General features: G+C 69.6%; 9 protein-coding genes. 6 read left to right on the top strand and 3 right to left on the bottom strand.

What is annotated here, in order from left to right; all coding sequences use genetic code 11:
• Nucleotides 1-10: 10 nt before the first annotated feature.
• Nucleotides 11-430, bottom strand: coding sequence for a universal stress protein (locus tag ACH46_RS01280; protein WP_062391344.1), 420 nt, complete (start codon nucleotides 428-430; stop codon nucleotides 11-13).
• Nucleotides 431-590: 160 nt separating this feature from the next.
• Between ACH46_RS01280 and ACH46_RS01275 the strand changes: the two genes are divergently transcribed.
• The 4 genes from ACH46_RS01275 to ACH46_RS01260 are packed head-to-tail and all read left to right on the top strand — an operon-like array spanning nucleotide 591 to nucleotide 5,580.
• Entirely contained in the window at nucleotides 591-2,009 is a 1,419-nt protein-coding gene (locus ACH46_RS01275) for an FAD-binding protein (RefSeq protein WP_062391343.1), read from the top strand.
• A gap of 54 nt (nucleotides 2,010-2,063) precedes the next feature.
• On the top strand, nucleotides 2,064-2,825 hold the full coding sequence (locus tag ACH46_RS01270; protein ID WP_062391342.1) for a decaprenylphospho-beta-D-erythro-pentofuranosid-2-ulose 2-reductase: 762 nt from the start codon (nucleotides 2,064-2,066) through the stop codon (nucleotides 2,823-2,825).
• A gap of 6 nt (nucleotides 2,826-2,831) precedes the next feature.
• The gene (locus ACH46_RS01265) at nucleotides 2,832-4,829 is read left to right on the top strand and encodes an arabinofuranosyltransferase (protein WP_062391341.1); all 1,998 of its coding nucleotides are present in this window, start codon (nucleotides 2,832-2,834) and stop codon (nucleotides 4,827-4,829) included.
• 4 nt (nucleotides 4,830-4,833) lie between these two features.
• A complete protein-coding gene (locus tag ACH46_RS01260; protein WP_062391340.1) occupies nucleotides 4,834-5,580 on the top strand; it encodes an MBL fold metallo-hydrolase in 747 nt (248 codons plus the stop codon).
• 105 nt (nucleotides 5,581-5,685) lie between these two features.
• Here ACH46_RS01260 and ACH46_RS01255 read toward each other — a convergent pair whose 3' ends face one another.
• Together ACH46_RS01255 and aroQ are read right to left on the bottom strand one after the other, a co-directional pair.
• On the bottom strand, nucleotides 5,686-7,161 hold the full coding sequence (locus tag ACH46_RS01255) for a DEAD/DEAH box helicase (RefSeq protein WP_062391339.1): 1,476 nt from the start codon (nucleotides 7,159-7,161) through the stop codon (nucleotides 5,686-5,688).
• 261 nt (nucleotides 7,162-7,422) lie between these two features.
• The gene (gene aroQ, locus ACH46_RS01250; RefSeq protein WP_062391338.1) at nucleotides 7,423-7,890 is read right to left on the bottom strand and encodes a type II 3-dehydroquinate dehydratase; all 468 of its coding nucleotides are present in this window, start codon (nucleotides 7,888-7,890) and stop codon (nucleotides 7,423-7,425) included.
• 141 nt (nucleotides 7,891-8,031) lie between these two features.
• Between aroQ and thpD the strand changes: the two genes are divergently transcribed.
• Entirely contained in the window at nucleotides 8,032-8,973 is a 942-nt protein-coding gene (gene thpD / locus ACH46_RS01245; RefSeq protein ID WP_062391337.1) for an ectoine hydroxylase, read from the top strand.
• A gap of 89 nt (nucleotides 8,974-9,062) precedes the next feature.
• The gene (locus ACH46_RS01240; protein ID WP_062391336.1) at nucleotides 9,063-12,389 is read left to right on the top strand and encodes an arabinosyltransferase domain-containing protein; all 3,327 of its coding nucleotides are present in this window, start codon (nucleotides 9,063-9,065) and stop codon (nucleotides 12,387-12,389) included.
• Nucleotides 12,390-12,428 lie beyond the last annotated feature (39 nt).

The raw sequence follows: 12,428 nt of genomic DNA, 5'->3' as shown, positions 1-12,428 counted from the left end.
CCGTGTTGGCCTACTCGGCCGGAGCCTCCGTCTCGTCGCGCCGATGCGCATCGGTCGGCTTCACGACCAGAACCGGCTTGCGGCATTCGACGAGCAGGTACTGGGAGGTGCTGCCGAGCAGCAGCTTCCCCACCTGAGTGCGGCGGCGCATGCCGATGATCAGCATCTCGGCGTCGGGATCGTCCATCGCGGTGAGGAGCTCCTCCGAGGGGTTCGCACCGATGGGCTGCGAGATCCGGAACCGGACACCGGACGCCGCGAGACGGTTCTCGGCGTCGACCATCTCCTCGGGCTCCGCGACGCGCTGCCCGCGAGCGTCCGAGACGGCGTTGATAACCAGCAGATCCGTGTCGCGGAGCTTCGCCTCCACGATGCCCTGTTCCAGGCACGCCCGCCCGAACGATCCGGCCGAGTAACCGACGACGATCATGGCTTCCCTTCTCAAGTCCCCGTAAAGAAATGTAGACCACCCGGCGGACATCCCGGGTCCGTGCGGCGCGCCGCACGGCCCAGGATTCCGAGTGCCGCCGACCACAGACCGGGTGCAAGCAGACGTGGAAAGAGGTGACCGACGAGTAGTCTCTACACCGATGACGAACAACGCTGTACTCCCGATCGAGACCCGCAAGCTCATGGGCTGGGGCCGGACCATGCCGATCGAAGGGCATGTCCTGTCGACCCCGTACCCGGAGGTCATCGCCGAAGCGGTGGCGCGCGTGGCGGACGACAACGCCGACAAGCCGAGCTACCTGCGCCGCGGAGTGATCGCGCGCGGGCTGGGGCGGTCGTACGGCGAGAACGCCCAGAACTCGGGCGGCCTCACCATCGACATGACCCAGCTGACGCGGATCCACGAGATCAACGACGAGACCGGCGTCGTCGACGTGGACGCCGGCGTCGACCTCGACACCCTGATGCGCATCGCCCTCCCGCACGGCCTGTGGGTTCCGGTCCTGCCGGGCACCCGCCAGGTGACCGTCGGCGGCGCCATCGGCTGCGACATCCACGGCAAGAACCACCACAGCGCGGGCAGCTTCGGCAACCACGTCGTCGAGATCCACCTGCTCACGGCGTCGGGCGAGATCCTGACGCTGACCCCCGAGGGCAGCAGCGACGACCCCGACGCGTCGATCTTCTGGGCCACCGTCGGCGGCATCGGCCTCACCGGCATCATCCTGCGCGCCAAGATCAAGATGACGCACACCGAGACCGCGTACTTCATCGCCGACGGCTCGGTCACCAAGAGCCTCGACGAGACCATCGCGCTGCACATGGACGGCTCGGAAGAGAACTACACCTACAGCTCCGGCTGGTTCGACGCCATCAGCAAGCCGCCCCGTCTGGGGCGCGGCACCTTCTCGCGCGGCAGCCTCGCCACCCTGGATCAGCTGCCCGACAAGCTCGCCAAGGACCCGCTGAAGTTCGACGCCCCCACGCTGGTGAACTTCCCGGACATCTTCCCGAACGGCCTGGCCAACAAGCTGAACTTCTCGATGGTCGGCGAGGCCTACTACCGGATGGGCGGCAACTACCAGGGCAAGATCGCGAACCTGACGCAGTTCTATCACCCGCTCGACCTGTTCGGGAACTGGAACCGCGCCTACGGATCGAAGGGCTTCCTGCAGTACCAGTTCATCGTTCCGCCCGAGGCCGTCGAAGAGTTCAAGGGCATCATCTACGACATCCAGGCGTCCGGACACGTCAGCTTCTTGAACGTCTTCAAGCTGTTCGGCGAGGGCAATCAGGCGCCGCTGAGCTTCCCGATGCCGGGCTGGAACATCTGCGTCGACTTCCCGATCAAGCGCGGGCTGCACGAGTTCGTCCGCGAGCTCGACCAGCGCGTCATGTCGATCGGCGGCCGCCTTTACACCGCGAAGGACTCGCGGACCAGCGCCGAGACCTTCCACGCGATGTACCCGGAGATCGACAAGTGGATCGCCACGCGCCGCCGCGTGGACCCGAACCACGTGTTCATGTCCGACATGGGTCGCCGCCTCGAGCTGGTCTGACCCCGCGTCACCCCTGAACCGCACCTGCCCGAACCGCAGACGAAAGAGATTCACATGTTCAACGCCGTCGGCGTTCCTCAGTCCATCCTGATCCTGGGCGGCAGCTCGGAGATCGGCCTGGCCATCGCGTCCGAGTACCTCACCAAGGGCGCCATGCGCATCGTCCTGGCCACGGTCCCCGGCGATCCGACCGCCGACGCCGCCGTCGAGCTGATGAAGTCGGCCGGTGCCTCATCGGTGGAGCAGATCGACTTCGACGCCCTCGCCACCGACACGCACCTCGACGTCCTCGACAAGGCGTTCGCCGGCGGCGACATCGACGTGGCGATCGTCGCGTTCGGCATCCAGGGCGACGACGAGCAGGCCTGGCAAGACCAGAAGCTGGCCGTCCTCGAAGCCAACATCAACTACACCGCCGCCGTCTCGGTCGGCGTGCTGCTGGGCGAGAAGTTCCGCGCGCAGGGCCACGGTCAGATCATCGCGATGAGCTCGGTGGCCGGTGAGCGCGTCCGCCGCTCCAATTTCGTGTACGGCTCCACCAAGGCCGGGCTCGACGGCTTCTACCTCGGCCTCGGCGACGCCCTGCGGCCCGAGGGCATCGGCGTCCTCGTCATCCGCCCCGGTCAGGTCCGCACCCGCCTGTCGGCGCACGTCGCCGAGGCCCCGCTGACCGTCAACAAGGAGGACGTGGCGCGGATGGCCGTCGCCGCGGTCGACAAGGGCAAGGACGTCATCTGGGTCCCCGGACCGTTCCGCTTCATCATGATGGTGCTGCGGCACATCCCGCGCCCGGTGTTCCGCAAGCTCCCCATCTGATCTCCGGTGCAGACACCCGCTCCCGCCACCACTGATTCCACCGCGTCCGACCGGCCCGGCCCCGCAGCGCGGTCGCGCCTGGGCGGTCGTGCCCGCGACGCCGTCGAACTCGGCGGTGCCCTGGTCGGCGGGGCGGTGCTCGCCCTCGTCGGTCTGAAGGTGATCGGCGCGATCGGGTGGCCGGCGTTCAACACGTCCAACGTCACCCGCGCGGTCACCACCCTCGGGCAGGCCGTGGTCGTCCTCGCCGCGGTCGCGGCGGTGGTGTGGGCGCGCTACGGGCGCGGTCGGACGCTGCCGTCGCTGCTGTCGGCGTTCGCGTCGGCCGGTCTGGTGACGGTGACGCTGGGGATGCCGCTCGCCGCGACCAAGCTGTACCTGTTCGGGCTCAGCGTCGACCAGCAGTTCCGCACCGAGTACCTGACGCGTCTGACGTCCACCTGGCATCTGGCCGACATGACCTACCCGGACCTGTCGCCGTACTATCCGGCGAGCTGGTTCTGGCTGGGCGGTCGGTTCGCGAACGCGCTCGGCATGCCTGGCTGGGAGGCCTACAAGCCGTGGGCGATCGTCTCCCTCGCGGCGGCCGCCGCGCTCGGTGCCGCCCTGTGGAACCGAATGGTCGGCGTCGGCCTCGGCACCGGCATCTCGGTCGCCGTGACTCTGGTGACCCTGCAGTACGCCTCCCCCGAGCCCTATTCGGCGGTGCTGATCCTGGTCGGCGTTCCGATGCTGGTGGTCATCGCCTCAGCGCTCCGCGGCCGCTCCAGGTTGGCCGACGGTCCGACTCCGCTGCGGCAGACGAGTTGGCTCGCGGTGATCGCGAGCGGCGTCTTCCTCGGTGCCTCCGCCACCTTCTACACACTCTTCACCGCTCTCTTCGCGGGCACCGCGATCCTGATCGCCCTGGTCTACGCGGTGCAGGCGTGGCTGCTGCCTCGCAACAGCAGCACCCGGCCCGAAGCACTGCGCACCGAGCGGGTGCCACGGATCCTGGCCGTCGCCGTCCGCCTGGCCGTGATGGGCGGCCTCGCCTGCCTGGTCGCATTGATCACCTGGGGCCCGTACCTGATGGAGCGGGTCCGCACCGACGCCGCCGTCAGCGGCAGCGCCGAGCACTACCTGCCCGAGGCCGGCTCGATCCTCGCGCTCCCGATGTTCCATCTGAGCCTGATCGGCCTGCTGTGCCTGGTCGGGTTCGTGTGGGTGCTCCTGCGATGCAAGGAGCGGACCGTCGCGATGGCGATGGTCTGCGCGCTGGTCGGGATCGTCGGCCTGACCATGCTGTCCCTGGCGCTCACCGCGAAGGGCACCACCCTCCTCTCGTTCCGGCTGGAGCCGGTCACCACCGCCGTGCTGGCCGCGGCCGGCGTCTTCGGCGTCGCCGCCCTGAGCCGCGAGGCCGTCAAGCGCTTCGGCGACATCCGCACCGTGATCGGCGTGATCGGCGCGGTGGCGGCGATCGCCGTCGCCCAGCACATCCCCGCAGCGCTCGCCACGGAGATCACCACCGCGTACACCGACACCGACGGCTACGGCGCACGCGCCGACCAGCATGCGCCCGGCGCCGAGTCGTACTACCCGAAGCTCGACGAGCTGATCCGCGAGCAGACCGGCAGGCCGCCGACCGACAACGTGGTCCTGACCGCCGACTTCGGTTTCCTCTCCGTGTACCCGTACTGGGGTTTCCAGGGACTGACCTCGCACTATGCCAATCCGATCGCGGAGTTCGCCGAGCGCGCCGCGACCATCGAGAAGTGGTCGAAGGCCACGACGCCGCAGGAGATGCTCGCGAATCTGGAGCAGAGCCGGTGGCGGGCACCGAACGTCTTCGTCTTCCGGTACAGCCCCGACGGCTACACGCTGCGGCTCGCCGAGGACGTCTATCCGAACGATCCCAACGTGAAGCGCTATACGGTGACATTCCAGCCGACCGCCTTCGATGATCCCGCCTTCGAGGTCACCGAGGTCGGACCATTCGTCCTCGTCGTCCGGAAGGGCTGATCTCATGGCGGACCTCGATATCACCACCATCGACCACGGCCGGGCGAAGACCCACCTGGTGCACACCAAGTACGTGAACTGGGTGATCCTGCAGGATGACGACGGCATCACCCTGGTCGACGGCGGCTACCCCGGACACGCGGGTGCCGTCGCCGAGTCGCTTCGCCGCGTCGGCAGCGACCTGTCGGAGGTGCAGGCTGCGCTCCTGACCCACGCCCACATCGATCACCTCGGCGGGTTGGCGCAGATCGGCCGCACGCGGTCGTTCCCGGTGTACGCCGACCCCGCGGAGGTCCCGCACGCGCGACGCGAGTTCCTGGAGCAGGCCGACGCGTCGACCCTCGCGCCGATCGCCTACCGGCCCCGCGTGATGCGGTGGCTGCAGGGCGTCGTGCGCCTCGGTGCGCTCGACAAGTCGGGGATCGGCGACACCCAGCCGCTCGGCGACCTCTCGGCGCTTCCCGGCTCCCCCGTCGCCGTCCCCACGCACGGTCACACGCGGGGCCACAGCGCGTTCCTGGTCGGCGACGGCGAGCTCCTGATCTCCGGCGACGCGCTGATCAGCGCTCATCCGACCACCAAGCATCGCGGTCCGCAGTGCCTGGACCACACGTTCACCCATGACGTCGCCGCCAACGAGGCGGCCGTCGCGGCCCTCGCCGACCTGGATGCCGTCATCCTGATGCCCGGCCACGGCCCCATGCTGTGCGGCCGGATGAGGACGTTCGTGGAGCAGGCGCTCGCGCGCTGACACCGGGCATCGCTCAACAAACATTTGCGTCCCCGTGAGCACCCGCCGAGGGCTATTTGCCCTCGGAGCGGCGTCACGGGGACGCAAATATTGCTAGCGGCAATATCAGCCGCGCGGCGCACCCGCGGGACGGCTGGAACGACGACGACGGCGGGGCGCACCCGCACCGGCCTCCGCCTTGGGGCTGGACGAGGTGTGCACGGGCTTGGCCGCGGGACGACCGCTGCCGCGGTGCTCGTTCTGGCTCGAGGCGCCGCCGGAACGACCGCGTCCCTGGCCTCCGCGACGACCGCCGCCCGAACGACCGGCACCCGCACCGGCGGAACGACCGCCCGACTTCGCCGGACGGCGACGACCCTGGCCCTGCTTCTTCGGCTGCTGCTGCGGCGGAGCGACGACCGGCGCCTCGCGGTACGGCGCGCGCTCGCCGACGAGCTCGTCGACGACGGCCGACTGCGCGGTCACCTGCTGGCCGGGGACCTTGATGGCGGCCTTCTGCAGCAGCTTGCGCAGATCTCCCCACTGCTCGGGGAGGCAGACGGTGACGACGTCGCCGGTGTGCCCGGCGCGCGCGGTACGGCCCGAACGGTGCAGGTAGGCCTTGTGCTCGGCCGGCGGGTCCACGTGCACGACGAGTTCGACGTCGTCGACGTGCACACCGCGGGCGGCGACGTCGGTCGCGACGAGCACCTTGGCACCGTCCTCGGCGGCGAACGCCGCGAGATTGCGGTCGCGCTGCGACTGCGACAGGTTGCCGTGCAGGTCGACGGCCGGGATGCCCTCGGCGGTCAGCTTCTTCGCGAGCTTCTTGGCCTGATGCTTGGTCCGGGTGAACAGGATGCGGCGGCCGGTGCCCGACGCCAGTTCCCGCACCAGCGCGGTCTTCTCGGTGGTCGACGCGACGCGGAACACGTGGTGCGTCATCTTGGCGACGGGCGAGGTGGCCTCGTCGAGCGAGTGCGTGGTGGGCTTGGAGAGGAAGCGCTTGACGATCTTGTCGACGCCGTTGTCCAGGGTGGCGGAGAACAGCATCCGCTGGCCGCCCGCGGGGGTCGCGGCGAGGATGCGGGTGACCACGGGCAGGAAGCCGAGGTCGGCCATGTGGTCGGCCTCGTCGAGCACGGTGATCTGGACGTCGTCGAGGCTGATGATGCGCTGCCGCATCAGATCCTCCAGGCGACCGGGGCAGGCGACGACGATGTCGGCGCCTGCGCGCAGCGCGGACTCCTGGCGGGTCTGCTTGACGCCGCCGAAGACGGTGGTGACGCGCAGGCCGACGGCCGTCGCGAGGGGTTCCATCGCAGTCGCGATCTGGGTGGCGAGCTCGCGCGTCGGCGACAGCACGAGGCCCGTGGGGCGGCCGGACTTGCGGCGGACGCCCGCCTCGGCGAGACGGGTGACGAGCGGGATCGAGAAGGCGAGGGTCTTGCCCGAGCCCGTCTTTCCGCGACCCAGGACGTCGCGACCCGCGAGGGTGTCGGGCAGGGTGTCGGCCTGAATCGGGAACGGGGCGGCCTTGCCGTCGGCGGCCAGCGCATCACAGATGGGTGCGGGCACGCCGAGATCAGCGAATGTGGTCATGAGGGACATCAGCCTTACATGCAGTGTCTGCGCGCGGCGAAGCACCGTGGGGCAGATCAGGTGGCGAACACGCGCGGGGTGAGCGTGTCGGTTCGCCGTATGAAAGTTCGACGCACCCGCGAGAGATCCGGGGTCTGCGTGGAGGCGTTCTACGACGCACGGCGCATCTGCGCCGAATGACGAGCATGCCCGGTGGACACGCTCCGACTACTCCACCTTACGGCACACCGCAGCCGTTTCGGGCAACGCGCAGGTCAGCGGCTACCGACGAGTAGCACCGACGAGCCCAGCCAGCCGCTGAACGGCGAAGGCGTAGCCGTCGATCCCGCAGCCGACGATCACGCCCGCGGCGATCGGCGAGATGTACGAGTGGTGCCGGAACGCCTCCCGCGCATGCACGTTGCTGATGTGCACCTCGATGATCGGCACCTCCGGGATGACGAGCGCGTCGGCCAGTGCCACCGAGGTGTGCGTCCAACCGCCGGGGTTGATGACGATCCCGCTCACCGCGCCCCGGGCGGCGTGGATGGCGTCGATCATCTCGCCCTCGTGATTGGTCTGCAGCGCACGGACCGCCAGCCCGTGCGCGGCCGCGGTCCGTTCCGTCAGTGCGACGACGTCGTCGAGCGTGTCGGATCCGTAGACCTGCGGCTGTCGTGTCCCGAGCATGTTCAGGTTGGGACCGTTGAGCAGCAGGATCGGCAGTGGTGACGCTTCGGTGGTCGACATGCCTGGAACTCTACTGCCGACGATGTGGGACTCGTCTCCACCGACGCGTCGTCGGACGCCCCGACTCGCCGATCCTGGTAACGGTGGAGGTGGTCCACGACGCGGGCCGTCCGGCCCGCCGATCACGGAGGGAGGATTCCTTTGACCACCCCGAGCAGTACCTATGAGGCCGTTCACGATCGCTACCCGTCGCGACTCGAACCCGACTTCACTGACTCTGCCGACACGCTGCCGCGCCCGGACCCGACGGTGTGGGGCGCCCGTCCCGGGCCGTTCCGACGGCACGAACTGAACTCCTACGACCGCACCGGCTTCCACATCGAGCAGGGACTGCTGACCCCGACGCAGGTGCAGCGCTGTTGGTCGGAGTTCGACCGGATGGCCGCTGATCCGACGCTCGCCGACAGCGACCTGCTGATCCGCGAACGCGGTTCGGGAGCCATCCGCTCCATCTTCCGGGTCCACCGGGTGAGCCCGGTGTTCGACGCCCTCGCCCGCACACCGCGGATCCTCGACCGGGCACGTCAGATCCTGGGATCCGAGGTGTACGTCCACCAGTCGCGGATCAATGCGATGCCTGGAATGGCAGGCAGCGGCTTCTATTGGCACTCCGACTTCGAGACCTGGCACGCCGAGGACGGCCTGCCCGCACCGCGCACGGTGAGCCTGTCGATCGCGCTGACCGACAACTTCGCGTTCAACGGCGGCCTGATGCTGATGCCGGGCGCCCACCGCACGTTCGTCCCCTGCATCGGCAGCACCCCCGACGGCAACTTCCGGGAGTCGTTGCAGCAGCAGCGGGTCGGGGTGCCGTCCGAGCGGGTGATCACCGAGTTGGGCTACGAGTTCGGCATCGACCAGTTCACCGGCGCCGCGGGAGCCGGTCTGTTCTTCGACGCGAACTCGATGCACGCGTCGGGGAATAACATCTCGCCGTATCCGCGCGCCAACCTGTTCCTGGTGTTCAACAGCGTCGAGAACGCACCGCGGCAACCGTACGGCGGCACCGCGCCGAGACCCGCCCATCTCGCCGAACGCGACGTGACGCCGCTCGAACCGCTGGCCGACTCGCCGTTCGCCTGACCGCGTGCGCCCGGCCGGGACCGCTCCCGGCCGGGTCCGCGCCCGCGTACCGGCGGATGTCAGGATCGCTGCAGCTAGGATGACGACCTGTGCCAGCCTTCTCCGTCCGTCGGGCCCAGATAACCGCGATCATCACCGGAATCCTGGGCGCTCTGCTGGCTCTCGCGACGCCGCTGATGCCGGTGACGCAGACGGTCGCGCAGGTCAGCTGGCCGCAGAACGGGACGGTCGGCTCGGTGTCGGCACCCCTGTTCTCGTACACGCCGATCGACCTCGACGTCGACATCCCGTGCCGGGCCGTCGACACGCTCCCGCCGGGCAAGACCATCCTGCTGTCGACGACGTCGCCGTCGGCCCCGGACGCCACGGACCGCGGGCTGTTCGCCCGCGTCACCACCTCCGCGACACCGACCGTCGAGGTCGTCACCCGTAACATCCCGATCCTGTCGGCACCGCTCGACCGCGTCCGTTCCAGCGACTGCCGGAGCCTCCGGATCAGCGCGACGTCCGACGCCGTGTCCGCCGAGTTCGTCGGTCTCACCGATTCCGCCGGCGACCCGCTGAAGGCGAAGACCGGCGACGAGAACGTCCCCGGCGGCGACCAGCGACCGCAGGTCACCGGCTTGTTCACCCAGCTCACCGGTCCCGCAGCCGCACTCCCCGGCTTGCGGGCGCACATGACGATCGACTCCCGTTACACCACGGCGCCCACCATCCTGAAGTGGCTGGCGATCATCATCGGCGTGCTCTGCACCCTGATCTCCCTCGCCGCGCTCGCCCGGCTCGACGCGACCGACCGCCGCGGTCACCGGCGCATCTTCCCGGCCCGCTGGTGGCGATTGAACCCCCGCGACTACACCGTCATCGGGCTCCTGGCCGTCTGGCACATGATCGGCCCGAACACCTCCGACGACGGCTACCTGATGACGATGTCGCGGGTGGCGCAGCAGAGCGACTACACCGCCAACTACTTCCGCTGGTTCGGTGCGCCGGAAGCTCCGTTCGGCTGGTACTACGAGGTCTTCGGCCTGCTCAGCCACGTGACCGTCGCGAGCCCGTGGATGCGACTGCCCGCCTTGGCTTGCGGCATCATCAGCTGGCTCATCATCAGTCATGAGGTCCTTCCGCGGATCGGTCGTGCGGCCCGTATCCGCGCGGCGGTTCCGTGGACGGCGGCTGCCGTCTTCCTCGTGGCCTGGTTCCCGTTCAACAACGGCCTGCGCCCCGAGCCGATCATCTGCCTCGGCGCCCTGCTGACCTGGTGCTCGGTGGAGCGCGCCATCGCCACCGGCCGCCTGCTGCCCGCCGCCGTCGCCTGCACGGCCGGTGCGTTCAGCATCGCCGCCGGCCCGACGGGCGTCCTCGCCGTCGCGGCCCTCGTCGCCGGCGCCCGTCCGATGTTCCTGGCGCTGCGCCGCCGCGCCATCGAGGTCGACTCCCTCACCGGTCGCGGCGCGACCGCCGCGTATGCCGCCCTGTTGGCGCCCATCGTCGCGGCGGGCACCTTCGTGATCTTCGTCGTGTTCTCCAAGCTGACGCTCAGCGCGTTCAGCGAGGCCTCGGCCATGAAGACGGCGCTGGGACCGTCGCTGAACTGGTACAACGAGATCGACCGCTACTCGTCGCTGTTCGCGTTCTCCGCGGACGGCTCCATCGCCCGCCGGTTCGCGGTGCTGGCGATGGTGCTCGGCATGACGATCGCGGGCGCCGTCCTGATCCGGAAGTCGCGGATCCCCGGCACCGCGTTGGGCCCGGCCCGGCGGATCGTCGGCATCACCTTCGGCTCGCTGCTGTTCCTGATGTTCACGCCCACCAAGTGGACCCACCACTTCGGCGTCTTCGCCGGTCTCGCGGCGGCCCTGGCCGCCCTGGCGACCATCGCCGCGAGCGCGCAGGCCACCCATTCTCGCCGCAACCGCACCATCGTCGGCGCGCTGGTCCTGTTCGTCGCCGCCCTCGCGATGACCGCCCCCAACTCCTACTACTACGCGTCCGCGTGGGGCATGCCGTGGGGCGTCTCCCAGGTGACGATCGGCAGCGTCCCCGCGGGCGACGTCCTGCTGTACGCCGCGCTGGCCCTGCTCGGCCTGGCGCTGTGGTTCCACTTCCGCGAGCCGTTCACCGGCGCCGACCCGACGCCGCCCGCGCCGACGAGCCCGTCCCGGCTCCGTCGGACGGCCACCGGCACCTCCCGGGTCCTCGCCGCCGCACCGCTCGGCATCGTCGCAGGCGCTCTGGTGGTCTTCCTGATCGCGACCGCAGCGATGGCCGGCGTCCATCAGAGTTCCTCGTTCTCTGTTCCGCGCTCCAACTTCGCCGCACTTGCGGGCAAGCCGTGCGGCATGGCCGACAACGTGCTCGTGGAGACCGATCCGAGCCGGTTCATCCTGACGCCGGTCGACCGGTCGCTCACCGATCCGCTCGCGGGGTCGCCGACGCATTCGCGGCCCGACTCCGATCGCGGCCCCACCTCGGGATTCACCCCGGACGGGATCCCCGACGAGGTGCAGACCAAGGCCTCGTCCGGATCGCTGGGAGTCCTGGCCCGCGACGCGAACATCGACCCCGACCTGCTGATCGCCAACAGCGGCGGCACCGGCGGCGGCGTCACCGCTCGCCCCGGCGTCAACGGCAGCCATGCGCAACTCCCCTTCGAACTCGACCCGGCACGCACGCCCGTCCTCGGCAGCTACGACGCCGAGGAGCAGACTCCGTCCACGCTGACGTCGGGCTGGTACCGCCTGCCCGCCGACTACAAGGACTTCCCGCTGGTCACCCTGTCGGTGGCGGGCATCTTCCCGCCGTCGGCCTTGAAGCTGGAGTACACCGACCAGAAGTTCGGCGCCGACGCCAAGGACGACGACATCACGAACACGGGTTCCATCGGGCTCATCGACCCGGGCCCGCGGCCGTCGTGGCGCAATGTCCGCATCGACACCGCGTCGATGCCCGACGACCTGACCGCGGTCCGCATCTCGGCGACCGACTACGACCTCGCCGCCGACCACTTCATCGCGGTGACCCCGCCCCGACTGCCGAAGATGAGGACCCTGCAGGACGTCGTCGGCAGCACGGTCCCGACGCACGTCGACTGGACCTCGGGCCTGTTCGTCCCGTGCCAGCGACCGTTCAACTTCCACGCCGGCGTCACCGAGATCCCGAAGTGGCGCGTCCGGCCCGGGGCCGACCTGGCCGCTGTCGGGGCATGGCAGGGTGCGATCGGCGGCGGACCGCTCGGCTGGCTGAACGTCTCGCAGCGCGCCGACACCGTCGCCACCTATCTGTCCGGCGACATCGGCCGCGACTGGGGTGCCCTGGAGCGGTACACCCCGTACGACGCCGCGGTCCCGGCGAAGATCGATTACAGCGAGGCCGTACGCAGCGGGCTGTGGAGCCCGGCACCGATCAGGTACTGATCCCCGACCGATTCGGCCGGACCCTACTCGTCGGTTAGT

Origin of the sequence: Gordonia phthalatica (assembly GCF_001305675.1) — a bacterium.
Taxonomy (GTDB): Bacteria; Actinomycetota; Actinomycetes; order Mycobacteriales; family Mycobacteriaceae; genus Gordonia; species Gordonia phthalatica.
Note: the sequence above shows the minus strand (reverse complement) of the source record. Positions and strands in the feature narration are given on the sequence as shown.